Origin of the sequence: Kitasatospora sp. NPDC088861 (genome assembly GCF_044750105.1) — a bacterium.
Lineage (GTDB): Bacteria > Actinomycetota > Actinomycetes > Streptomycetales > Streptomycetaceae > Kitasatospora.
The window spans coordinates 97065-121416 of sequence record NZ_JBIVJF010000016.1 but is presented as its reverse complement, the minus strand read 5'-3'; the positions used below and the strand labels follow the sequence as shown (position 1 = coordinate 121416).

Here is a 24352-nt window from a genome sequence, read left to right as displayed (position 1 = left end):
GTCCGGCAGTCTCCCCGGCCCGGGCGCCGGGGCGACAGGCCCCGGGCACCCGAGCCGGGGGTAGCGACCGGTGCCCCTGAGGGCAATCCGGCGCCGACGCTCCGGCGGCGTCCTCAGATGAGGCCGTGGCGCATCGCGTACCCGACGGCGTGGGCGCGGTTGCGCAGTCCCAGCCGGGTGGTGATCTCGTGCAGCACGTTCTTGACCGTGCGTTCGGAGTACGAGGTCTCGGCCGCTATCTCACTGGTGTCGAGGCCGTCGGCGACCAGCCGGAGCATCTCCGCCTCGCGCGCGGTCAGGGTCGACAGGGTCAGCCCGCGCGGGTCGAGCATGGTGCGCTGGAGGCTGCCGACCCGGTCGAGCAGCTTGCCGAGGAGGTCCCCCGGCATGACGCCCTCGCCGTTGGCCAGGGCGGTGATGAGGTGGACGAGCCGGTCCTGGTCGGCGTCCGAACGGCGCAGCACGGCGCCGACGCCGCACTCGATGATGGTCTGCAGGCCGCCGGCCTCGAAGTGGCCCACGACCAGCCCGGTCCGGCTCTGCGTGTTGAGGCGGAGCCGGCGCAGCCGGTCGGTCACGGCGTCGTTCAGCCCGTCAACCACCATCAGGGAGACCTGTGCGCGCGCGACGTCGCCCTCGGCGAGCAGTTCCACCTCCGGCCGGTGCCTCAGCTGCTGGACGACGCCCGTGTGCAGGATGATGTCCTCCGCGTACACCGCCACCTGGACCCGGCCCGGCTTCACGTCCACGCGCACCGCGGCGGGCTCGGCCGATCCACGCGGTCGGGCCTGGACGGACCTGGTCGCCCCGACGGCCTCATGGGTGGTGGTTTCGATCATCGTCATCCAACTGTTCCGTTCTGCTTCGTCTGCGTCACCGGACGCATGGTGAGGACGGCCGGGCGCCATGTCATGGAGCCGGCCGCGGGTGTTGCCGGGGGGACGGGGTGGGGAGCGTTGGCTGGGGACGGGGCATCAGCCCCGGGCAGGGCCCGGTTGTTCCCGCGGGCAAGGGGTGTGCCCGCGGCTTGCCCGCGGGGCTCTCTCCTGGGGATGTCCTCCGGTCCTACCGTCACGGCATGACCGCATCCGCCGAACTCGGCCTTCCCGCGCTGACGGTGTCGCCCGGAGACGTGGCCACGACGACCCTGACGGTACGCAACGACACCGATATCGTTGAGGCGTACTCGCTGGAGGTGGTCGGGGCCTGCGCTCCGTGGACGACGGTCGAGCCGGCCCGTCTCTCGCTCTTCCCGGGGACGTCCGAGACGGTGACGATACGGCTCGCCCCGGCCCGCTCGCACGAGGTGCGGGCGGGTGAGTTCCCGCTCGGCATCCGGGTGTTGCCCGCCGAGCGCCCCGAACTGGTGACCGTGCCGGAGACGACCGTCACCGTGACGCCGTTCCGGGAGCTGCGCGCCGCGCTCGCTCCCCGGCGCCGCCGGGGCTGGCTCCGCGCCCGCTACCGGACGTCGGTGCGCAACCTCGGGAACACCGCGGCCGTCGTGACGTTCGCCCCGGCGCAGCCCGGCGAGGAGCTGCGCTTCGGGTTCGCCCCGGAGCGGCTGCGACTCGCACCGGGCGAGTCCGCCGAGACCCGGCTTCGGGTGCGCGCGCGCAAGTTGATCTGGTTCGGCAAGCCGGCCACCTGGCCCTTCGAGGTCACCGTCGGCCAGGAGGGCGAGGCCGCCAAGACGGACGGCCCGCAGCCGGCCGAGCGGCCGCACGTCCTGGAGGGCGAGTTCGTCCAGCACGCGCTGCTGCCCAAGTGGCTGCTCGCGCTCATCGCGGCGCTGCTCGCGCTGCTGCTGGCCTGGCTCACGCTGGTCCGGCCGGCGGTGCGCAGTTCCGCGAAGCAGGCCGCCGACAAGGCCGTCGAGCAGAAGGTCGCCTCGTTCACCCCGGCCCCCGTCCCGGCTCCGCCGGCCCCGGTCCCCGGGGCGACTCCGAGCGGTCAGGGGCAGCAGGGCGGCGCTGCGGGCGGCGGCTCCGGCGGTGGTTCGGGCGGCGGCCCCGGCCGCTCGGTCCCGGGGACGGAGCAGCAGTTCTCCACGACGGTCGACGTGACCACCAACACCGGCGGCTCCGCGGTGGGCGCCTACCGGGTGGACCACGGCAAGGTCTTCCGCATCACCGACATCGTCGCCGCCAACTTCCAGGGCGACCAAGGGCTGTTGACCATCAAGTTCGGCGAGCAGACGATCACGACCATCGCCTTGGAGACCTTCCGTAACCAGGACTATCACTGGGTGACTCCCATCGAGGTCCCCGAGGACCAGACGGTGACGGCGAGCGTTGTCTGCCAGCAGCCGGGTACGCCCGCCTCGGGGAAGCAGGCCACCCAGTGCCACGAACTGCTGAACGTCAGTGGGCAGTTGAGCGATATCAAGCGCTGAAACCGCACCTCTCCCTCACTTCTCGTTCACACCATGCACCTGTCAATGGAGTGCGACATTACTGGCGGGTTCAGTAGTCGTTTCTAACACCAACCCGGCCTTGATGGGACAGAGAGTGACGTGAGTGACACCCGCCCGGAAGCCCGGCGGACGCCATAGGGCCCGCCAGGACCGGTCATCCGCCCGAACGGGCAAGCGGAGCGGCCCGTTCGTACAGTGGATCCTGCCCTTTCGCCCATGCCTGACACCTCGTCAACCACCGCGCCCGGAAACAGGATCGCCGACCGGTCGGTCGGTCGGAAACGGGCGAACGGCCCGTCCGGGTGCCGGTCGAGGGCCGTCGATTACCCTGGAGGCGGTCGGAGCAGCCGGACCGAGGAGGGGCCCGTACCGGAGCACGACCTGCCCACCCACCCGACCGTGCGCACCGCCGAGGGCCTGCTGCGCGGCCGCATCCTCGGCCGGCACGCCGTCTTCCGGGGCGTCCCGTACGCCCGGCCCCCGGTGGGAGCGCTGCGCTTCGCCGCCCCCGCCCCGGCCGATCCCTGGGACGGCGTCCGCGAGGCGGCACGGTTCGGCCCGACCCCGCCGCAGTCCGGGCCGACGGCCGCGAGCCCGGCCGGGGACACCGACTGGCTGACGCTCAACGTCCACACCCCCGACCCGGGCGCGGCCGGACTGCCCGTCCTGGTCTGGATCCCCGGCGGCGGCTACGTCACGGCGGCCTCGGACGACCCCATGTACGACGCCACGGCCCTGGCCTCCGCCGGACTCGTCGTGGTCAGCCTCAACTACCGGGTGGGCGTCGAGGGTTTCGCCCGGCTCGACGGCGCCCCGGCCAACCGCGGCCTGCTCGACCAGGCCGCCGCGCTGCGGTGGGTCCGGCGCAACATCGCCGCGTTCGGCGGCGACCCCGACCAGGTCACCGTCGCCGGCCAGTCCGCCGGGACCGGCTCGATCGCCGCACTGCTCACCATGAAGCCGGTGCGCGGCCTGTTCCGACGCGCCGTCACCCACTCGGTGCCGGGCAGCCACTGCACCCCCGCCCTGGCCGCCGACGTCACCGCCGCACTGGCCGGCCGGCTCGGCACCGCGCCCACCGCCGCCGCCCTGTCCGCGGTCGACCCCTGGCGCCTCGCCGGGGAGCTCACCGCCCTCAGCGCCGATCTGCCCGGACACGGCGAGCGCTGGGGGGCCTTCGCCCAGTCCGGCCTCGCGGTCTGCCCGGTCGTCGACGGCGACGTCCTGCCCGAAGCACCCTGGCCCGCCCTGGCCGCCGGCCGGGCCGCCGGGATCGACCTGCTCGTCGGCCACACCCGCGACGAGTTCCGGCTGTTCACCGTCATGGCCGGCCTCCTCGGCACCTTCACCGAACAGGACGCCCGCACCGCGCTCGACCTCTTCGCCCCGCAGCCGCACGGCCCCGACGCCTACCGCGCCGCGTACCCGCGGGCCACCCCGGACGAACTGCTGGAGTCCGTCCGCTCCGACGCCCTGTTCCGAATGCCCTCGCTCCAGCTCGCCGAGGCCAACACCGCCGCCGGCGGCACCTCCTACCTGTTCGAGCTGGCCCTGCCCGCGCTCGGCGGGGTCCTGGGCGCCTGCCACAGCCTCGACGTCCCCCTGGCCTTCGGAACGCTGGACAGCCCGATCGGGCGGCAGCTCCTCGGCGACACCCCCTCGCCGGAGGCCGTCGCGGTCTCCCACGAGCTCCACCGGGCCTGGGTCTCCTTCGCCACCACCGGCGATCCCGGCTGGCCCGCCTTCCACCCCGACGAACAGCTCACCCGCGTCCTGGACGCCCGCCCCCGCACCGTCCGCTACCCCGAGCAGACCGCCCGCCGGATCTGGACCGGACACCACCCCGCCGCCTTCGACCTGCGCTGACCGCCCGGGACGCCGCCGACCAGTGCGATCTCCACTTCGCTCACCCCGTTCCGTGCCCGTTGCGCGTTCCGTGCCCGGCCCGTCCCGCTCGGTGCCGCCCCCGGCCCGCTCAGACGTCCACCGTCACCCGGCAGGTCCAGCCGTCCGGGCCGGCGCGCAGGTCCAGGTCGTGCAGCGAGACCGCCTTCGGCACGGCGCCGACCAGGGCCGCGGTGGCGGCGTCCGCCATCCGGAAGCGGACCTCGACCGTCCGGGCGCCGTCCAGACCGCGGATCGGGCCGAGCGCCAGCCCGGCGGGGAGTTCGCCGTCGGCGTCCATCCGGTAGACGACCTCCTCCAGGACGCCCGCGAGCAGGTCCGCGTCGCTCGCCGCGAGGACGGTGCAGCCGCGCTCGCCGACGATCCGCGCGCCGGAGAGGTCCGCGAAGCCGCCCACGACGGCGTGCACCAGCTCGCCGATGCAGCCCTCGGCCGTCGGCGCCCAGGCCTCCACCCGCAGGTCCGCCGTGTGCGGCACGGTCCGGTGGCCGCTGCCGGCACGCCCCGCGGGTCCGCGACCGTCCACGAGTGACGCCTCCCGCCCCCGTTGACGTTCCCCCTCCAGCCTCGTCCCGTGGGGCACCCGGAGGCAACCGCGGAGGCTCCCGGGGCGGGTCGGACACGACCTAGTCGCGGACCGAGGCGAGGTAGGCGGCGGTCAGGTCGGGGGTGGCCAGCCAGGCGGCGTGGTCGCTCGGCTCCGCGTAGGTGTTGGCGAGCCGGCGGGCGACCGGCTCGTGCTCGGCGGCGGCCGCGAACACACCCCGCACGTGGTCCGGCACGGTGAGCATCGCGGCGGTGAACTCGACCGCGTGCCGGGCGTGTTGCCGCCAGAAGCGCTCTGCGGTGCGGCACATCCAGTCCGCGGTGTAGGGGGCCTCGCCGTGCTCGACGATCGCCCGCAGGTACGCCTGCGCCGCCCGCGCGGCACTGTTGGCGCCCTGGCCGGCGATCGGGTCGTTCACCACCACCGCGTCGCCGAGGCCGAGCACGTGGACGGCGTCGACGCCGGTGCCCAGCTCCGCCACCGGCCGCCGCACCACCGGGGTGACGGCGCCGGACAGTCCGGCCCCGGCATCGGTCGGCTCGGCGTCCGCCCACAGCTCCGCCTCCCACGGCAGGTACTCGCGCAACAGGGCTCGGATCCGGGCGAGTTGGGCGTCGGGCGCCGGGGCGTCGCGGAACGCGTCCAGCGGCCCGCCGGGCAGCGCCTCCCACAACAGGATCGCGCACGGGCCGGAGAGGGTCAGGGCCGGTTGCAGGTACAGCTCGCCCAGGCCGGGCAGCGCGTGCATCCGCGCCCGCGGCTCGGTGGCCGGATCCGGCGAGCCCACCCCGTGGACGTACAGGCAGGACAGCGCCCGCTGCGGCCGGTCGAACGGCGAGCGGGCGGCGTCGCGTTCGAAGACCCCGGCCAGTTCGCCGCGCCCGGCCGCGACCACCGTCAGCTCGTGCCGGCGGGCGAGCTCGCACAGGCCGTCCCGGTCCAGCGAGCGGTACTCGACCCGGCCGCCGCGCTCTTCCAGCAGTTCCAGCCAGCGCGCCAGTTTCAGCCGCTGGTCCACCGACTGGGCGGGCTCGTCGAGCGTCATGGTGAACTCCAGCGCCCGCACCCCGGGCGGCACGGCGAGCACCGACCGGACGGCGCGGACCGCCGGCGCCTCCCCCGCCCACAGGTCGAGCCCGGCCGCCGCCTCGGTCCGCAGCGCCGGTCCGAACATCGCCTGGGTGGACAGCACCCGCCCGCCGCACACCTGCTCGGGGGTGCGCTCGGCGACCAGCGTCACCTGGTAGCCGGCCGCCACCAGCCCCAGCGCGAGTTGCAGGCCGGCCTGGCCCGCTCCGACGACGGCGATCCGGCGCATGGCGGCCTCCAGGGTGGGTGGTCTCGGCTGACGGCGCCGCCGGCGGCCCGGCTGACGGCCCGTCACGCAGGCACAGTAGCCGAGCCGCCGGGGCGCGTCACCGGGGCCGGGCGGGCCCGGCCGCTCGGTCCGGGGCTCCACCAGCGCCGACTACGCCCCGGCGCGGCCGGCTCAGCCGCGCAGGTGCGCGGTGAGCACCTCGACCACGGCCGCGGTCTGGTCCGCCACGTAGAAGTGCCCGCCGGGGAAGACCCGCAGGTCGAAACCGCCGGTGGTGTGCCGGTCCCACTGGGCGGCCTGGTCGACGGTGGCGTTCTGGTCGGTCTCCCCCACCAGCGCGGTGATCGGCTGCGGCACGGTCGCCTCCGGCGCGCAGCGGTACGTCTCGATGGCGGTGTAGTCGGCCCGCAGCGCCGGCAGGATCAGCTCGCGCAGCGCCGGGATGGTGAGGATCCGCTCGTCCGTCCCGCCGAGGCGCACGATCGTGTCGAGCAGCCCGTCGTCCGGCAGCCGGTAGACGGCGGTCTCCCGGGGCAGCGAGGGCGCGCGGCCCGCCGAGACGAACAGCCGCTCGGGCCCCGGAAGGCCGTCGCGGGCGAAGCAGCGGGCGGTCTCGAAGGCGACGGCCGCGCCCATGCTGTGCCCGAAGAAGGTCAGCGGCCGGTCCGTCCACTCGCGCAGCTCCCGGTAGAGCTGCTCGGCGAGCTCCAGCACCGAGTCGATCGCCGGTTCGGCGAAGCGGTTCTGACGGCCCGGGTACTGGACGGTGAGCACGTCGGCGTAGGGCGCGAGCGCGTTGGCGTACTCCATGTAGTAGCTGGCGGAGCCGCCCGCGTGGGGGAAGATCACGATCCGGGCGGGGGCGGAGTCGGACGGACTGAAGCGGCGGAACCACGGGTTGTCGACGGCGGCACTGCTGGACATGCGGATGCGGACCTCTCTCCGTGACGAACTCTGCTGACCCCAGTCTCGCAGGGCCCCACCCGACGCGGGCCCGAAACCCGGCGGTTCGACGATCTTGAGGCCCGACGGCGGTGACGGCGATCTGTCAGCGATCTGCCGGTCAGGCCTGTGATCGTGGGGCTGCCGGCGGGGCCGCGGTCTCGAATCGCGGGTGTCCCGGCGGCCCCGAATTCGCCAGGAGGTCATCAGCATGTCGTCCACAACCCGCAGCCGGCCGTGGGACGTTCACCGGCCGCCGGCCGCCGCCGGGAGGAGCGTCCTGGTCACCGGGGGCAACGCCGGTATCGGCTACTTCGTCGCCGAGCAGCTCGCCGGGACCGGCGCCACGGTCGTGCTCGGCAGCCGGGACGCCGGTCGGGCCGGGGCCGCCATGGCGTCGATCCGCTCCCGCGTCCCCGGCGCCGTGGTGCGCCACCTCCCGCTGGACCTCGCCGACCTGCCCTCCCTGCGGGCCGCCGTGGACGGGCTCGCCCTCGACCGCCTCGACGCGGTCGTCCACAACGCCGGGGTCGCGCTGGACGATCCGCCGCGCCGGGAGACCGGGGCCGGGCACGAGCTGATGTTCGCGACCAACCACCTCGGGCACGTCGCGCTCACCCGCTGGCTGGCCCCCCTGCTCGCGGCCGCACCGGCGGGCCGCATCGTGACGGTCGGCAGCTTCGCGGCCCGCTCGGAGCGACTGGACCTCGACGACCTCCAGTCGGCCGTGGACTACCGGCCCAAACGCGCCTACGGCCGCTCGAAACTGGCGCAGATGACCTTCGGCCTCGAACTCGACCGACGCCTCCGCGCCGCCGGCAGCACCGTGCTCAGCCTGCTGGCGCACCCCGGCGGCGCACTCGACTCGCTCACCCCGCCCCGCCCGCCGGTCCACACCCGGACCGTCGGCGAAGGGCTGCGCGGCCTGCCGGCCGGGCTCCTCCTCCAGGGCAAGGACCACGGCGCGTGGCCGATCGTCCGGGCCGTCCTCGACCCGCAGGCGCAGGGCGGCCAGCTCTGGGGCCCCCGCGTCTTCGGCCTGCGCGGCGCCCCCCGCCTCGAACCCGCCCAGCCCCACCTGACCGACCGCGCCGTCGCCGACCGCCTCTGGGACGCCACCTGCCGACTCGCCGCCGTGGACCCCCACCTCGGCCTCCTCTGACCACCGCTCCGGCCAGGGGACTTCACCGCTCCCGGCGGCTCAGGCACTGCTCCCGGTCACCGCCTCCGCCGGGGGCCTCACCGGGCCGGGCCGAAGTGGACGGCTGTGGCGCGGGAGCGGGAGGCGGTGTCGAGGAGCAGGACGGACGCCGCTTCCGGGGCCGGCGTCGGCGCGCCGGAGCGCGTGTGGCGGGTGAAGGCGGCGAGCAGTTGGTCCAGGCCCCGGCGGTGGCGGGCGAAGACCCGGGCGGAGGCGTGGCGGCCCCGGGCGCGCTGGCCGTCCAGCGCGGTGGCGGCACCGACGTCGAGCAGCACCAGGTGCAGTTGCCGGCCCTGCCGGGCGGCCTCGCGGGCGAGCCAGCGTCGCATCCAGGCGCGGCTGCCGCAGTCGTGCACCAGCAGTGGCCCGCCGCGCCGCACGGAGGCGCGCAGCAACCGGACGTGCTCCAGTCGGGCCCAGGGCCGGTAGACCGCGTACGGCAGGCGCGCGGGCATGACCGCCTCGCAGGCCTCGTGGACGGCGCGCGGGTCGACGGTCGGCACCGCCCCCGCCCCGGACCAGCGCCGCAGCAGCGTGCTCTTGCCCGCGCCCGGCAGGCCCGACACGACCACGACGGCATCGGGCGGGTAGCCCACGGTGAACGCCGCCCCCGCGACGCCCCGCAGGTCGAGGACGCCGTGCGGGCGCTCCTCGGCCCCCTGCCCGCCCGGCGCCTCGGCCGTGCCCGTGCTGGTGCCCACGTGTCCCCCGTCCCTGTCCGACGGGGAACCCTAACAACTCCCGGCCGCGGGTACGGCACTCCGGTCCGGTCACGGCAGGACGCCCCGGCAGCGGCCCCTGCACCCGGGATCCCCGGCACCACTCCACCACCGCGCCCGCCCTAAGCTGACGTCCCATCAGACAGGAGGCCGCAGCATGGCGGAGTCGGGGCCGACGTACACCGGGCTGGTGTTGGCGGGGCTGGAGCGGGATCCGGGGCGGGTGGCGATCCGCTGGGGGGAGGAGGCGCTGACCGCCCGGGAGTGCCTGGACGGGGTGTACCGGACGGCGCGGGCGCTGGCGGGTGCCGGGCTCGGGCGCGGGGACGGGGTGACGGTGCTGGCCGGGAACCGGCCGGAGGCGGTGCTGGTGCGGTTGGCCGCGAACCTGCTGGGGTGCCGGGTCGCGATGCCGCATCCGGACGGCCCGGTCGGGGAGTCGGTGGCGCTGGCCGGGTTCGCCGGGACGTCGGCGCTGGTCTTCGATCCGGCCCGCTGCCGGGCCGCCGCCGCGGGGATCGCGCGGGCGCTGCCCTCGGCGGGCCTGTTCGCGCTGGGGCCGTCGGCGCTCGGGGTGGACCTGTCGGCGTCGGCCGCGTCCTGCTCGCCGGAGCCGCTGGCCCCGCGGTTCCGCCCGCAGGACGTGATGGCGGTGCGGTTCACCGGCGGGACGACGGGCCGGCCGAAGGGTGTGCTGCGCCGGTTCGCCCGGCCGCCGCGACCGGCGCTCCTGTCCGGTTCGACGTTCCTGCTCTGTACGGAGCTGTGCCACGGCGGCGGTACGACGGCGGATCTGGCGCTGGCGGCGGGCGGCACGGTGGTGTTGCAGGAGGCCTTCGCCGCCGAGGCGGTGCTGGCGGCGATCGAGCGGTTCCGGGTCTCCCGGGTGTATCTGCCGCCGCACCTGCTCTACCACGTGCTGGACCATCCGCAGCTGCGCGCGACCGACACCGGCAGCCTGCGCCGCGTCACGTACACCGGCTGTCCGCCGTCGCCGCGCCGGTTGGCGGAGGCGACGCGGCGGCTGGGCCGGGTGCTGCACCAGACGTACAGCCTGACGGAGTGCGGGCCGGTGACGAGGCTGGGCCCGGACGAGCACCTGGACCCGCGGCTGCTGGCGACGGCCGGGCGTCCGTTCCCGGACACCGAGGTGCGGATCGTGGACGAGGAGGGGACGGTGCTGCCGACGGGCCGGACCGGGGAGATCTGCGTCCGCACCCCGACGGCGATGGTCGGCTACTGGCGCGACCCCGAACTGACCGCCCGGGTGCTGCGGGACGGCTGGCTGCACACCGGCGATCTGGGCAGCCTGGACGCGGCCGGCTATCTGACGGTGGCCGGGCGCCGCCCGATGGCGATCGTGGACGGGCACAACGTCTTCCCCCGGGACGTCGAGGAGCCGCTGCGCGCGCACCCGGAGGTGCGGGAGGCGGTGATGTTCGCGACGGCCGGCCCGGACCGGCTGGAACGGGTGCACGCGGCCGTGGTCACCGGGCCGGGATCGCGGGCGACGGCGGAGGATCTGCGCCGCTGGGCCCGGGAGCGGGTCGGGCCACGGTGCGCGCCGGACTCCGTCCTGGTGCTGCCGGGGATCCCGCTGACCGGGGCAGGGAAGCCGGACCTCGACGCGCTGCGGGCGTTGGCCACGTCCTCGGAGGGCCGGACCGTCACCCCTACAGGGGCGCGCGAGGGAGTGTGACGCGCCCTACTGATGCTTCGAGCGCCCGCGCGGGCGACCTCTCGCGCGGCGGACGACGGGAAGAACCGCCTGTGGACACTCGACCGTGCGGACCGAACTGCCGATACAACCCCGGCGGCGTTCCTCCGCACCGTCCCCAGGAGGCACTTCCTTGACCTGGCTACGCGTCCTGACCGCACTCGGAATCCTCGCCGTCGCGGCCAGTGCAGTGCTCGTCTTCGCCCTCTGCACCGCCACCGCCCGGGGCGAGCGCGCCGGTGAGGACGCACCCGACCTGCGCGCGGACGCCGAAGGCAGCGGGCTCTTCCAGCGGATGGGCGGCGACAGCTGACGGACCCGACGGCCGCCGCCCACCCGCTTCCTCGGTGCCCGCCGCCTCAGTGCCCGGCGATGTCGTCCGGACGGACCTCGATGTGGTCGGCCGCGAGGTCGACCGCCACCCGGTGCTCCATCCCGAGCGCCTCCAGGAACTTGACCGGCAGCTGCACCCGGCCGGTGCGGTCCAGCATCACGTACTCGCGCTCGTTGACCGACTCCTCGCCGTGTTCGTCCGTGACGGTGCGGCGCAGCACCTCGCTGCTGGTCCGGCCGTCCCGGATGGCGACCGTGCGGCGCACCTCGCCCGCGACCATCGGGTCGTGGGTGACGATGACGACGGTGGCGCCGAGTTCGCGGTTGACGGTGCGGAAGGACTCGAAGATCACCCCCGCGGTCTCGGAGTCCAGTTCGCCGGTGGGCTCGTCGGCGAGCAGCACCGGCGGGTTGTTGGCCATCGCCACCGCGATCGCGACCCGCTGCTGCTGGCCGCCGGAGAGCTCGTTGGGGCGGCGGTGGGCGAGGTCGCCGATCTCCAGCGCCTCCAGCAGCTCGGCCACCCGGTCGGCCTGCTGCTTGGCCCGCCCGGCCCCGGCCCGGCGCCCGCGCAGCTGCATCGGCAGGGCGATGTTCTCGGCGGCGGTGAGGAAGGGCAGCAGGTTGCGGGCGGTCTGCTGCCAGATGAAGCCGACCACCTCGCGCCGGTAGCGCAGCCGCTCCCGGGCGGACATCTCCAGCAGGTCGCAGCCGGCGACGGTGGCGCTTCCGGCGGTCGGCACGTCGAGCCCGGCCAGGATGGTCAGCAGGGTCGACTTGCCGCTGCCGGAGGCACCGACCAGGGCGACCAGGTCGCCCTGCTGGATGGTCAGCTCCAAGCCCTGCAACGCCTGGACCTCGACGCCCTCGGCGCTGAAGATCCGCACCAGCCGGTCGCAGACGATGGCCGCGCCCTCGCCGTACGCCTTGGGCGAGGCGGCGGCGAGGGCCCGCTGCCGGAGCTCCTGCAAGCTGGGGGCCTCGGCGACCGGCTGCTCCTGGGGAGTGCTCTTCACCGCTCGTCTCCTGTCTTGACTGTCCTAGAGGTCCTGGCGGTCCTGAAGGTCCTGACGGTCCTGAAAATCTCGACGACCTTGACGGTCCCCACGGTCCCGGCGGCCGGCGCCGGTGTCACGGCCCGTACCGCTCCTCCCGCCCTCACCGCTGGTCCCCCGCCCGCAGTTCGGTGGCGATCTGGCGCCGGCCGGAGACGGCCGTCTCCAGGACCACCCCGAGGCAGACCACCAGCGCCAGGCCCGCCGTGGGCAGCAGCACCGGCAGCAGGACGGGGGTCAGCACGTCGCCGACGTTGGCGCCGACCAGCGCCGACAGGTCGAAGGCCGACCCGAGCAGTCCGACCGCCGCCAGCGCGACCAGCCCGCCGCCGACGGCCGCCACCAGGGCCTGCGGCAGCGTCTCGGTGATGATCAGCGCCAGCCCCTGCCGGGGCCGCAGGCCCATGGTGCGCAGTCGGGCCAGCAGGGCCGTGCGCTCGGGGGCGGCCCGGACCAGTGTCAGCAGGACGGCCAGCAGGGCGAACCCGGCGCCGGCGGCACCCGAGTACCAGAACAGGCGTTCCGCGGAGCGCTGCAGCGGGTCGGCGGCGAGCGTGGCGGCCACCTCGTGGCTGCTGCGGACCGTGTACCCGGGGGGCAGCCCGTAGCTGCCCTTGCCGGCGGCCACGGCCTCGTCCCGGATCAGCTTGGCGAGGCCCGTGGCGGTGGTCAGGCCCCGGTCCAGGAGCAGGTTCCTGACCTGGCCGGCGTCGACGTTGCCGGCGGAGAGCCACTTGTTCGTCCGCTTGAGCTCCGGAAGGCGCTCGGAGGCGGGCCCGACAGGCACCACCATGAACGGCTTGCCGGGGTCCGGCAGGGCGGGGGTGCCGGTGACGATCCCGGCGACGGTGGTGCGCAGTTGGCCCCCGTTGGGCGTGCGCAGCCGGGGCGGGCCGCCGGCCAGTTGCTTGGACAGGCCGCTGCTGAACAGTGCCGGCACCGGGGTGTCCGGGCCGCCGGGGGTGCCGGCGAGCACCGCCGGGTCGAACTCGCCCACCCCGAAGGTCCGGGCGATCTCGGCGTAGGCCTTCGGCTCGGCCACCACGAGGATGGCCGAGGTGGAGTCGCCGTCGGCGCCGGTGAAGAAGGCCCCGGGCTCGACCCACACGCCGGTCGCGGCCCGTACGCCGGGCAGTTCGGCGGCGGCCGTGGTGAACGCCTCCGGCAGGGTCGCGTAGACCGGCAGGGTGACGGAGACGTCACCGCCGGTGGCAATCCGGCCGGCGCGCAGCCGGACGCTGTCCACGGTGTCGAGCACGGTGGCGCCGAAGCCGGTCGTGGTGACGGCGATCACCAGGGCGAGCAGCGGCAGCGCGGAGGGCCGGCGGCGGCCCGAGCTGTCGCGGGCGGCGCGGGCCAGGCCGAGGAAGCCGATCAGGCCGCGGCCACGCCCGGCGAGGGCGGCCAGCCAGCCGACCACCAGCGGCTGGATCCGGGCCAGCAGCAGGCCGCCGGTGAGGGCGAGCATCAGCGGGGCGGCCACCAGCAGCGGGTCCAGGCCGTTGCCGGGGGCGACGCCGCGGCGGCGGACCTCGGCCACGGCCGCGGCGGTGACGGCCAGGACGGCGAGTTCGCCGACGAGTCGGCGCCAGCCGGCCACGGCCTTCGGCGGGGACAGCAGTACGGCGGCGCGCGCCGGGAAGGCCAGCACGGCGATCAGGGTGACCGCCAGGGCGGTGAGCAGGGCGTTGCCCCACCGGGGGGTGGGCAGCAGCACCAGGGCGAGGGCCGTTCCGAGCAGGGCGGAGGGCAGCACGGTCGCCGCGCCCTCGCCGAGCAGGCGCAGCAGGATGCCGCCGCGCGAGCCGCCGCGGGCCTGGAGCAGCCGGAGTTCGGCGGTGCGCCGGTCGGCGGTGAGGGCCGCCGCGAGACACAGCACCACGACGGCCACCCCCGCCACTCCGGCCGGTCCGATCGCGGCCAGCGGGGCCGCGGCGTCGTAGCGGGCGGTGGCCCGGGTGAAGACGTCGGGCAGGAGCGAGGTGACGTGCAGGTCCGGGCGCTTGGTCACGTCGGCGAGGGTGGTGGCGCCGCGCCCGACCAGGTAGGAGCCGACGGTGGCGCGGGTCTCGGCCAGCTGGTCGGCGCGCAGGGCGCCGGAGTCGACGGGCAGCCGCCAGAAGTTCACGCCGCCGTTGCCCCAGAGGATCAGCTGGTGCAGGCCGCTGTCGCCGACGAAACCGGTGGTCGCCCAGTGGAGCTCCGTGCCCTGGCCCTCCAGGCAGGCGCGGGCGGGACAGCCGATGTCGTCCCAGGTCGGGTCGGTGGGGTTGTTGACGCGGTAGAAGCCGACCACGGTGGACCGGGTCCGGCCGGTCAGGTCGCTGCCGTTGTCGACGACGTCACCGAGCTTGACGCCGATGGTCTCGGCGGCCTTCTGGCTGACGATCATCGGCAGGGGTGCGCCCTCGGCCGCGGGGCCCGGCCAGACGCCGTCGGTGAGGGTCACGAGCTCCTTGAGCCCGTGCAGGTACAGCAGGCCGAGCACCGGCGGATGGTCGGAGAGACGGGCGTAGCCCTCGTTGAACATCTTGCGCGGGGACTTGGCCCGGCTGCCGTAGAGCTGGCTGGTCTCGGTGAGCGGCAGGTTCCGGCCGATCTCCGCGGTCAGCTTCTGCTGCACGTCGTCGAGAGCGGAGGTCGGGTCGCTCAGGTTCGGCTCGGAGGTGGCTTGCAGGCTGGTCGCGTTGACGCCCTTCTGGTGCACGAAGTCCCGCAGGGCGCTGTCCGCGCCCCGGTCGACGACGCGCGGGAAGGCCGCCGCCATGAACACGGTGACGAAGGCGAGCGCCGCCATGAGCAGGGTGGCCAGCGGCGTCGCGCGCAGCCGGGTGCGGACCCAGGGCGCGGGGCCGTGGGCGGGCGCGGGCGAAGGGGTGGGCACGGTGGTCCCGGCCTTGGTGGTCACATCTCCTCCACGTGGCGCAGCCGGGCGGCCACGTCTCGACGGCGGCGTCCGATCAGGAAGGCCGACAACAGGGGAACGACGGCGATCGCGGCCGTGAGCAGTAGCGCCTGGCCGAGCGGCAGCTCGATCAGCGCCCCGGGCGTCGGGCGGCGGGCGGCCGGCGTCAGCACGACGAACGGCACGATCAGGTGGACGAGCAGCGTGCCGAGGGCCAGTCCGACGGCCCCGCCGAGGGCGACCAGGAGGGCCTGTTCGGCGGCCATGGTGCGGGTCACCTGCTTGCGGCGGGCGCCCAGCGCGAGCAGCAGGGCGGAGTCCCGGGAGCGTTCGCGGGCGGAGGCGGCCACGGCGGCGCCGAAGCCGATCGCGGCGAGCACCCCGGTGACGACCGCGATGACCATGAGCGCGCTCTGCGGAGCGGCGCCGACCGGGTCGCTGAGCAGGTCCTCGACGGCCTCCTCGTAGAGCTGGACGTCCTGGGCGCCGGGGGCGGCGCGCAGTGCGGCGGCGGCCTCGGCGGGGGTCCGGTCGCCGGGGCCGGTGGCGGGCAGCCACCACTCGGCGCGGTTGGGCAGTTCGCCGCCCTGTGCGGCCAGCAGCCGGGCCGTGGTGGAGAGGTCGACCATGAGCGCGTTGAGGCCGGCCGCCGGCAGGGCGTCGACCACGGCGGTGATCTTGACCGGCAGGACGGTCCCGGAGAACGGCACCTGGATGGTGTCGCCGACGGAGCCGCCGACGACCTTCAGGTAGTCGCGGGTGACGATGCCGGACACGGTGGCCGGCACGCTCGTCCCGGTCGGCTGGAGGACGGCGCGGACCATGTCCCCGAGGCCGTTGGCGAAGCGGTAGCGGATGGTGAACAAGCGGTCGGCGCCGGTCGGTTCGGATCCGAGGACGGCGGCCGGCCCGGGCACCACGTCGCCGATGGCCCGGACGGGGGGCGCGGTCGCCGTCCAGCCGAAGCCGGCCGGCACCTGGACGGCGGTCGCGGGGCCGTCGGCGCTGTCGGAGACGGACAGCCGGTGGACGGTCAGCTCCCCGTTGGACCGGTCGCCGAAGGCGACGATCACGCCGACCACGGTCAACGGCGCGGCGGCCGAGCCGAGCGGGGCGTCGACCAGCGTGGTCAGCGAGGCCGAGACCTTGGCGTCGCCGGTCAGCGGGAGCGTGCCCAGCGAGACCTTGTGGATCATGCCGAAGCGGTCGCGCAGCAGCAACCTGGCCTCCGGGTGAAGCGACGGACCAGTCCTGCCGCCGGGCGTCCCGGCCTGCTGCTCCGGCTGCTGGACGGTGACCTCCGCGTCGATCCGCAGCGGGTGGCCGGGCAGTTCCAGGCCGGCCTGCGGCCCGGTGGGGGCGGGCTGGGCGAGCGACCCGAACAGGTCCTCGCGGGTGCGCCCGCCGAGCAGGTCGGAGCGGACCGGGACGCGCTCGGCGAAGGCGGCGGTGTCCACGGCGAGCAGTTGCCCCTTGCCGTTGGGCAGGGACTGCTCCTCGCGCACCAACGGGACCAGCCGGTCGCCGCCGGGCAGCGCGCCGTAGCGGCCGCCCTGGCCCATCAGGGCGTTATGCGAGGCGGAGATCCGCAGGCCGCCGAGCGTGTTGAAGGCGGCCTGGTCGCGCTGGGAGGCGGTCCAGGTGGCGTGCTGGCCGAGCGCCAGCACGCCGGTGGCCACGGCCATCACCAGCAGCAGCACGGGGCCGGTGGCACGGGCGGGCCGACGGGCCAGCTGCCAGCCGACCAGGGCCGGGCCGAGGCCACGGCCGCGCGCGGCCACCCGGGCACCGAGCCTGGCGGCGAGCGGCAGCAGGCGCAGCACCACCAGGGTGCCGGCGCAGAGCGCCAGGGTCGGGGTGGCGACCAGCAGCAGGTCCACGCCGAGCCGGCCGGAGGAGTCTGTGGACAGCCCGCCGCCGTACTGGCTGAGCTGCTGGTAGGCGAGCACGGCCAGGGCGAGCACGGCGAGGTCGCCGCCGTTGCGCGCGATGCCGGAGACCAGGGCCTGGCGGCGGCCGGAGCGGCTGCGCAGGGCGGCTCCGGCGCCGCGCAGGAGGCTGGGCAGGCTGGCCAGCAGGACGCAGGCGAAGGCGCAGAGCACGGCGATCGGCCAGAGCGACCAGCTGATGCCGGTGTCCAGGGGCACCTGGTGGTCGCTCCCGAAGCCGGCCAGGGCGCGGACCAGGAACGGAGTCAGCAGGGGGGCCAGCAGCGCGGCGGGCAGGGCGAGCAGCAGCGACTCCGTCGCGGTGAAGGCGCCGAGCCGGGCGCCGGAGGCGCCGCGGGCGGCGAGCAGCTCGTTCTCGGCCGTCTGCCGGGTCGCGATCAGGTTGACGACCAGCAGCAGCGCCGCGACGGCGAGCACGGCCAGCTGGAGGGCGCCGATCAGCAGGGTGGTCCGGGCGACCATCATGCTGGAGGACAACTCGCGCAGGATGTCTGGCAGTTCGGTCCGCGAGCTGATGCTGGCGCGGGTCTGCAGGTCGTCGGCGAGGCCCTGGGCGCGGTCGCCCATGGCCTCCGCCGCGGAGCGACCGATGCCCGCGAAGTCGGCGTCGAGCAGCCAGCTGCGGCTGCTCTGCACCAACCCACCGGTGGTGAAGGCGCTCTGGTCGACCAGCATCGGGCCGTAGGTGGTGAAGCCGCTGACCTCGACCTCGTGGCCGCCGACCGGGTCGATGCGCCAGTACGCGTCGGTCGGGTCGACGGCCCGGTAGACGCCGGTGACGCGGACGGTCAGCGACTTGCCGCCGAGGCGGTCCGCCACCTGCACATCGGCGGGCAGGGCCTGGTCGGTGAGGCCGAGCCGCGCCAGCATGGTCTGCGGGACGGCGACCTGCGGGGCGGCGGCCTGGACCGGGCCGGAGGCCGCGGCGGGCCACGCGCCGGCGAGCAGGCGGGTCCGGTCGCGGTCGAGGTCGGCGAGGACCGTCAGGTCGGGCTGGGTCCCGGGTCCGGGGACCGCGGACCCGGGGGCGCCGCTGGTACCGGTGGTGCCGGCACCGTCCGGCAGGCCGTAGGAGCGGCTGCGCAGCAGGCTGTCGGTGCGCACGGGCAGGTCCCCGAAGAGCCTGCCGCGGTAGGCGGCGAGCTCCGCCTCGTCCTTCGCACGCTGGTCGAGCCCGTGTTCGGCGGTCACCACGACCGTGGTCCGAGCATGTCCTGGCCCCTGGAGCGCCTGCCGCAGACCGGCCTCGCCGACACTGCGGTTGAACGCCACCAGCGCGGTCAGCACGGCCGTGGTGATCAGTACAGCGAGCAGCACGGCGGCAGCCAGCGGCAGTCGCCCGCGCAGTCGGCGCACGACGAAGCCGAGCATCAAGTTCCTCCCCGGTCTTTACGTCCCCAGGTCGCGTCCCAGCCCCGTTCATCGATCCGATTCGGTCACAACTCGGCCACGAATGGACACACTTAGGGCACATCAACGCAATGATCACCGGCATTTGATCACCGGATAGCGGACGACTCTGTCAGATTCGATCCAGGAACGGAAGGGACTTGCGCTAACAAGTAAGTAATGAGCAAATTCCTTGCATTGGCAGCACCCGCACTTCGGGCGCCCGCCAGAATGCCATGCACATTTCATAACTCAGGCTCCACAGCACGCCTTTGGGAACGCCGACCGGCACCCCGGAAATCGCCGCCCGAAACCGTGAACCCGTGGCGCCACCCGTCCGTAGACACTGGGTAGACACACACAGGGGGAAGCCTCAATGACGCAGCCTCAGGCCACCGCCACCACCAACGCCCCGATGGTGGCCGTGACCGACCTCCGGCGCAGCTTCGGCACCGGCGAGCGGACCGTGCACGCGCTGCGCGGCGTCTCCTTCACCGTCGGCCGCGGCGAACTCGCCGCGCTCAAGGGCCGGTCCGGCTCCGGCAAGACCACCCTGCTCAACCTGGTCGGCGGCCTGGACGCCCCGACCGCCGGCAGCATCGCCCTGGACGGCACCGACCTCGCCGAACTGGACGAGGACGGCCGGCTCGCCCTGCGGCGGGAGCGGATCGGCTTCGTCTTCCAGTCCTTCGGGCTGATCCCGATGCTCACCGCCGCCGAGAACGTCGGCGTGCCGATGCGGCTGCGCAAGGTCTCGGCCGCCGAACGCGAGGAGCGCGCGCACACCCTGCTGGCCCTCGTCGGCCTCGCCGACCAGGCCAACCAGCGGCCCGGCGAGCTCTCCGGCGGCCAGCAGCAGCGCGTCGCGATCGCCCGCGCGCTGGCCAACGAGCCCGGCCTGATCATCGCCGACGAGCCGACCGGCCAGCTGGACTCGGAGACCGGCCGCTCGATCATGCAGCTGCTGCGCGCCGTCGTCCGCAGCGAGGGCGTCACCGTGGTGGTCGCCACCCACGACCCGACGCTGATGGAGCTCGCGGACCGGGTGATCGAGCTGCGTGACGGGCGGATCGCCGAGGAGGCGGCGAAGCCGGCCGCGTAGGGGTGGCCCGGGGGTGCGCCGGCCTGTCCGGCCTGTCCGGGCCGTTCGGTCGGGCGGGCCTGTCCGGTCGGGCGGGCCCGCGCTCCCGGGCGCGGCCGGTGGTGGAACCGGCCGCGCTCCGCGAGCCCGTTCAGGGTGCCTTGAGCACCGCCTCGCAGGCTCGGCACCGCCGGGTGCGCTGGGACGGCGGGTACCACGGCCCGCCGGGCCCGGCCGGGCGGTAGGGCTCCCGTTCGAGGTCCGCCGTGTCGAGGCCGCAGAAGGTCACCGGCCCCGGATCCTCCGGCACGTCCGGATCCGTCGGCGCCGCGTGCACCCAGCGGATCCGCGCGCCCACGTCGACCTCGCCCGCGTCCAGCACCTCGGTGGACGGCTCCAGCTCGACCAGCACGACCACTCCGCTCATACCTCGACCCTGCGCCCCTACGGCGGCTCGCGCATCCGGTGGCGGGCCCCCTCCCGGTCAGGCCCCGGGGAGGGTGATCGACTGAGCGTGGTGGAACACCTCCGCGCCGTCCCAGTACGCCTTGGTGCGCTGCAGCCGCGGGTAGTTCCCCTTGTAGTAGAGCCGCTGGTAGGCCGGGTCCGGCTGGTCGGCCGTGCCCAGGTCGACGTCCGGGTAGTTGACGTAGGCGCCGTCCGTCGCGGTGTCGATCTCCGGGACACCGCCGGTCTCCCGGTAGACGTCCCGGTAGAGCCCGCCGAGGTACGCCAGGTGGTCGGCGTCCTGGGCCTCGTCGATCCAGTACGTCTGGTACTGGAGCTTCATGATCGAGTCGCGCTGGGGGACGGCGGTCTCCTCGGGCCCGCGGGTGTTGATCCGGCAGCCGTAGGAGTCGATCTGCACCAGCGTCTTCGTGAGGTCCACGCCCTCGACGTCCCGCACCAGCCAGTCCCAGAAGGTGGCGATCTGGGCCCGGCTGAACGGCTCGCGGTGGTAGGCCGACTTGTACTTGCCGCGCTGGTTGTCGCCCGACGGGTTGAGCGTCATGGTGGCCTGGAACCAGGGCAGTTGGCGACGCTTCTCCGGGTAGGGCAGGAACAGCCCGCCGGCGCTGTGGGTCTGGACCACCGACCGCGTCGCCATCCCGCGCTCGACGGCCGCCAGGAACGCGTCGAGCGGCCCCGGGTCGTCACCGTCCCACTGGCTCACCAGGACGACGTTCCCGTTCGAGCGGTGGGTGAGCTTGAGGATCGCGAACAGGCCCTGGTAGGTCGGCTCCCGCGGGCCGCTGTGCTCGGCCATGAAGGCGCCGAAGTTGCGCACCAGGGTCTCGAAGTCGCCGGGCCGCTCCACCAGTTCGCCCCAGGGCCAGGCGACGCTGCTGAGCCAGACCCGGGGCGGCGGCTTCGGCACGCCGACCGCGAAGTGGTAGCGCAGCACCACCCCGAAGTTCCCGCCGCCGCCCCCGGTGTGGGCCCAGAAGAGGTCCGCCTCCGGGGAGCCCTCGCCGTCGTCGCGGTGCGCCCTGGTCACCACAGCGGTGCCGCCCCGCACGGTGACCACGTCGACCTGGACCAGGTGGTCCACGGTGAGCCCGTGCCGCCGCGAGAGCAGGCCGAACCCGCCGCCGCAGATGTGCCCGCCCGCGCCGACCGAGTAGCAGGACCCGGCCGGCAGCGTCACCGCGTACGCGCGGAAGAGCGTGGTGTAGACGTCCCAGTTGGTGGCCCCGCCCTCCACGCAGTACGTCGGACGGCCGAACTTGTCCGTGGCGGCGACGACACCCCGCATCATGCTGAGGTCGAGGATGACGCCCCCGTCGTTGTCGACGAAGCCCTCGTAGCAGTGGCCGCCGCCGCGGACGGTCGGCCGCATCCCGTGGTCCAGCGCCCGGTTCAACTCGCCCACGGCGTCGGCCTCGTCGGCCACCAGGCGGATGTGGGCGGGGCTGCTGCGCCAGCGCTGGTTGAAGCCCTGGCCGAGCGTCCGGTAGCGGGGATCGCCCGGCCGGACCGACCGCCCCTCCGGCGGCTCCCGGCGCGCCCCGGCCGCGGGCGCCGTGCCCGTCGAGCCGGCGGACACCCCGGCCGCCGCCGCACCGGCGGTGCCCAGGAATCCCCGTCGGGAGAATGCGCCCTCCATGGCCCGACCTCACTTTCTCGGCGATGAGAGAAGCTGGCGGCGGCACGCTAACACAGGTATTCGAGGGTGGGAATCCTTTAACGAACTAGTGTGACAGTACGTCATTTTCTGCGAATCAGCGCAGGTCCCAGGCCGCTGCGGGCCCGGCGGCCGATTGTCAGTGGTATCGGCTACGGTCCCCGACATCCGAGAAGAATCCGAGATGAACTCGTTTCCGAGGAGGGCCGGATGGCGATCCACCGCCGCATTCACGCCGCATACCCGGTTCGCGCCGTCATCCGCTTTCGCACGGCCGTCCGCGTTCACGCCGTCCTCCGGGGGCTCGGCCGGAAAACGCGGATGTGGTGGCCGGCGCCGCCGACCACCACATCCGTTCACACGTACCTCAGGCCTCCGGGGGCCGCGCGGCCAGTCCTGCCGGGCGGGCCTTGCGGGCCGCGCGGGCCGGCACCGGCCAGCCGCTCGGCCCCGTCAGGCCGCCGGGAAGATCGCCGCGTCCGGCTTCAGCAGCTGGCCCGGCTTCGGCGCGGTGCCGTCGACCAGGTAGCGGGTGACCAGCGCGTTCAGCGCCTGGCTGCGGCCGACGGCGCAGTGCTCGATCGAGTCCACGCTGACCAGCACGGCGTTGCCCAGCTGCTGCTGCATCCGCTGGGCGAACTTGTACTGGGTGGCCGGGTCGTAGAGGTTGCCGATCACCATGACGGTGTTCGAGGTCTTCTTGTTCCACGGGCCGCTGAAGCGCTCGGCGTCCCGGGCCGGGGCCGGCCAGCTCGCGCAGGCGGGCGCGTCGAAGGCCTGGTAGCGGCCGAAGGTCGGCGACTCCTTCTCCCAGGCCTTGGCGACGTTCGGGAAGACCCGGTCGTTCGACGGGTACGGCTTGTCCTGGCAGTTGACGCCCATGTAGGAGTCGTCGGCGGTGTACTCGGAGTCGGCCGGGGCCTCACGCAGCGCCCGCGGGGCGTTCACCGCGAGGATGTTGGCGTCGTCGTCCGAGACGGTCGCCTTCGGCGCCATCAGCGTGTTCGCGGCCGGCTTCTGGACCAGCTGGTACGTCGCCTGCAGCGACTTGGCCAGCGGCGCCAGCTTGGCCTGCGAGTACAGCGCGCTGGCCACCTCGCTGGTGAAGGTGCTCAGCGTCACCTGGGAGCCGTTCGGCAGGGTGACCGGGCTGGTCCGCAGGTGGTCGCGGAGCTGGTCGAACTTGGCCCGGGTGTCGCCCTCGCCGAAGGCGCAGCGCGGGGCGCCGGCGGCCTGGCAGCGCTTCAGGAACTCGTCCAGGGCCAGCTCGAAGCCGCCCGCCCGCTGACGGTCGTACTCCAGGCCGTCGTGCAGGCGCAGGTTCGGGTCGACGTTGCCGTCGACGATGATCGTGCGCACCTTGTTCGGGTACATCCCGGCGTAGGTCGCGCCGATCAGGGTGCCGTAGGAGAACCCGGCGAAGTTGAGCTGGGAGTCGCCGACGGCGCGGCGCATCCGGTCGAGGTCGCGGACCACGTTGATGGTCGACATGTGCTCGATCAGAGGGCCGGCGTTCTTGCTGCACGCGTCGGTGTAGTCCTGGTCCGCGTCCAGCGTCTCGTTGATCTCGGCCTTGGTGACCGGCACGCCGACCATGCGGCCGTTGACCGCGTCGGCGTCCTCCTGGGTCTTGAAGCACTTGAGCGGGTTGCTCCGGGCCACGCCACGGGGGTCGAAACCGACCAGGTCGAAGCGCGACTGCACCTCGGTACCGAACCGGGTGGTGGTCGCCCACAGGTAGCCGCTACCACCCGGGCCGCCCGGGTTGAGGAACAGCGAGCCGATCCGCTTGGACGGGTCGCTCGCCCGCCGGCGCATCATGGCGATGCCGATCTTCTCACCCGACGGGTTGTCATAGTCCAGCGGAACCGGGTACACGGCACAGTCGTAGATACCTGGGTCCGGCTTGCTCGGGTCGGGGTTACACGGGGTCCAGTTGACAGCGGCGACCTTCGCCTCGGCCGCCGCACCCGGCGCCAGGTCTATCGGCGCTGCCGATGCCGCGACAGCACTACCGGTGACGAGGGCGAGGGCGCAGGTGACCGCTCCGGCCAGCGTGGATATACGGGACAAGGAACCTCCTCAGTACTGAAAGGGCGGCCCCAGCCTGTCAGTCTGAGATCTCCATGTGAAGACCTGGAAGCAGCGTAAATGTTTCGATGCCGTCCACTTTGCGACCGGATTATTCTGTGAATGAACCAACTTGACGGTTGATTGACCTGATTGCTCGTCACCACCGAGCCACCACCCCGGCCACCGCCGCATCCGGGCCGCCGGAGCGCCGCCCTACGGCATTTCGTGCGGCGAGGCCGCCACACCCCGCCGGGGGTTCCGTTTCAAACTGCCTCCAAGCGACGGGAGTTCGAAGAAACGCCCTACCGTCCGGCCGCCCCGTGCAGCGCAGCCGCCACCAGCCCCTGGACCTCGTCCACGCGGACTTCCCCGCCGCCCACCAGCCGGTCGAAGACCAGTCCGTCGACCCAGGCCAGCAGGGTGGCGGTCCGCCCGTCGGGGTCGGGCACGCCCTGGTCGGCCAGGAAGGTGCGGACGGCGGCGCGCGCCGCGCCGCGTAGGACGTGTCCCGCCGTTCCCGCCGGGCGCGCGACGCCGGGAATGACGAGACTCGCCCTGGGCGCACCGCCCGGCCACCCTCGACCCCGGAGGGACCGGCGTCACCGCGGCCCGCACCGTCCGGGAACCCGGTCGGTGCGGGCCGTCGACTTGACCGGGAAACTGATGAGGCGCCATAT

18 protein-coding genes are annotated in these 24352 nt (G+C 74.3%); 6 read left to right on the top strand and 12 right to left on the bottom strand.

What is annotated here, in order from left to right; genetic code table 11:
- Positions 1-113 precede the first annotated feature (113 nt).
- Positions 114-839 carry a LuxR C-terminal-related transcriptional regulator gene (locus ACIP37_RS24850; protein WP_400844553.1) on the bottom strand — a complete coding sequence of 242 codons (726 nt, stop codon included), beginning with the start codon at positions 837-839 and terminating at the stop codon, positions 114-116.
- Between the two features lie 239 nt (positions 840-1078).
- Here ACIP37_RS24850 and ACIP37_RS24845 point away from each other — a divergent pair, with 239 nt between their 5' ends.
- On the top strand, positions 1079-2395 hold the full coding sequence (locus ACIP37_RS24845) for a hydrolytic protein (RefSeq protein ID WP_400844540.1): 1317 nt from the start codon (positions 1079-1081) through the stop codon (positions 2393-2395).
- Positions 2396-2815: 420 nt separating this feature from the next.
- On the top strand, positions 2816-4282 hold the full coding sequence (locus tag ACIP37_RS24840) for a carboxylesterase/lipase family protein (RefSeq protein ID WP_400844537.1): 1467 nt from the start codon (positions 2816-2818) through the stop codon (positions 4280-4282).
- Positions 4283-4391: 109 nt separating this feature from the next.
- Here the strand turns inward: ACIP37_RS24840 and ACIP37_RS24835 are convergent, their stop codons facing one another.
- From ACIP37_RS24835 to ACIP37_RS24825, 3 genes are all read right to left on the bottom strand, one after another.
- Entirely contained in the window at positions 4392-4847 is a 456-nt protein-coding gene (locus tag ACIP37_RS24835; RefSeq protein WP_363621797.1) for an archease, read from the bottom strand.
- A 100-nt stretch (positions 4848-4947) separates the two neighbouring features.
- Positions 4948-6252: a styrene monooxygenase/indole monooxygenase family protein gene (locus ACIP37_RS24830; protein ID WP_363629705.1), complete on the bottom strand. Its 1305-nt coding sequence runs from the start codon at positions 6250-6252 to the stop codon at positions 4948-4950.
- 105 nt (positions 6253-6357) lie between these two features.
- Positions 6358-7110, bottom strand: coding sequence for an alpha/beta fold hydrolase (locus ACIP37_RS24825; protein ID WP_350881847.1), 753 nt, complete (start codon positions 7108-7110; stop codon positions 6358-6360).
- 229 nt (positions 7111-7339) lie between these two features.
- On the opposite strand from ACIP37_RS24825, the gene ACIP37_RS24820 reads away from it, so the two are divergent.
- Complete coding sequence (locus ACIP37_RS24820; protein WP_363629703.1) at positions 7340-8290, top strand: SDR family NAD(P)-dependent oxidoreductase; 951 nt, start codon at positions 7340-7342, stop codon at positions 8288-8290.
- A gap of 77 nt (positions 8291-8367) precedes the next feature.
- On the opposite strand, the gene ACIP37_RS24815 is transcribed toward ACIP37_RS24820, so the two are convergent.
- A complete protein-coding gene (locus ACIP37_RS24815; RefSeq protein WP_363585569.1) occupies positions 8368-9030 on the bottom strand; it encodes an AAA family ATPase in 663 nt (220 codons plus the stop codon).
- A gap of 175 nt (positions 9031-9205) precedes the next feature.
- Here ACIP37_RS24815 and ACIP37_RS24810 point away from each other — a divergent pair, with 175 nt between their 5' ends.
- Complete coding sequence (locus tag ACIP37_RS24810; RefSeq protein WP_400844534.1) at positions 9206-10747, top strand: AMP-binding protein; 1542 nt, start codon at positions 9206-9208, stop codon at positions 10745-10747.
- A 151-nt stretch (positions 10748-10898) separates the two neighbouring features.
- Positions 10899-11078, top strand: a complete 180-nt coding sequence (locus tag ACIP37_RS24805; RefSeq protein WP_363621809.1) for a hypothetical protein — start codon at positions 10899-10901, stop codon at positions 11076-11078.
- 46 nt (positions 11079-11124) lie between these two features.
- On the opposite strand, the gene ACIP37_RS24800 is transcribed toward ACIP37_RS24805, so the two are convergent.
- The 3 genes from ACIP37_RS24800 to ACIP37_RS24790 all read right to left on the bottom strand — a co-directional run bounded on the left by ACIP37_RS24800 (position 11125) and on the right by ACIP37_RS24790 (position 18378).
- Positions 11125-12114, bottom strand: a complete 990-nt coding sequence (locus ACIP37_RS24800) for an ABC transporter ATP-binding protein (RefSeq protein ID WP_363621811.1) — start codon at positions 12112-12114, stop codon at positions 11125-11127.
- 142 nt (positions 12115-12256) lie between these two features.
- A complete protein-coding gene (locus ACIP37_RS24795; protein ID WP_400810193.1) occupies positions 12257-15061 on the bottom strand; it encodes a hypothetical protein in 2805 nt (934 codons plus the stop codon).
- Positions 15058-18378, bottom strand: coding sequence for an ABC transporter permease (locus ACIP37_RS24790; protein WP_400810191.1), 3321 nt, complete (start codon positions 18376-18378; stop codon positions 15058-15060). The genes ACIP37_RS24795 and ACIP37_RS24790 overlap by 4 nt, the downstream gene beginning before the upstream one ends.
- A 394-nt stretch (positions 18379-18772) precedes the next feature.
- On the opposite strand from ACIP37_RS24790, the gene ACIP37_RS24785 reads away from it, so the two are divergent.
- The gene (locus tag ACIP37_RS24785) at positions 18773-19498 is read left to right on the top strand and encodes an ABC transporter ATP-binding protein (RefSeq protein WP_400810189.1); all 726 of its coding nucleotides are present in this window, start codon (positions 18773-18775) and stop codon (positions 19496-19498) included.
- A gap of 130 nt (positions 19499-19628) precedes the next feature.
- Here the strand turns inward: ACIP37_RS24785 and ACIP37_RS24780 are convergent, their stop codons facing one another.
- From ACIP37_RS24780 to ACIP37_RS24765, 4 genes are all read right to left on the bottom strand, one after another.
- Entirely contained in the window at positions 19629-19904 is a 276-nt protein-coding gene (locus ACIP37_RS24780; RefSeq protein ID WP_400810187.1) for a hypothetical protein, read from the bottom strand.
- Between the two features lie 57 nt (positions 19905-19961).
- Entirely contained in the window at positions 19962-21584 is a 1623-nt protein-coding gene (locus ACIP37_RS24775) for an FAD-dependent oxidoreductase (protein ID WP_400810185.1), read from the bottom strand.
- A gap of 471 nt (positions 21585-22055) precedes the next feature.
- Positions 22056-23675, bottom strand: coding sequence for an alpha/beta hydrolase (locus ACIP37_RS24770; protein WP_363585578.1), 1620 nt, complete (start codon positions 23673-23675; stop codon positions 22056-22058).
- A 302-nt stretch (positions 23676-23977) separates the two neighbouring features.
- On the bottom strand, positions 23978-24217 hold the full coding sequence (locus ACIP37_RS24765) for a hypothetical protein (RefSeq protein WP_400810245.1): 240 nt from the start codon (positions 24215-24217) through the stop codon (positions 23978-23980).
- Positions 24218-24352 lie beyond the last annotated feature (135 nt).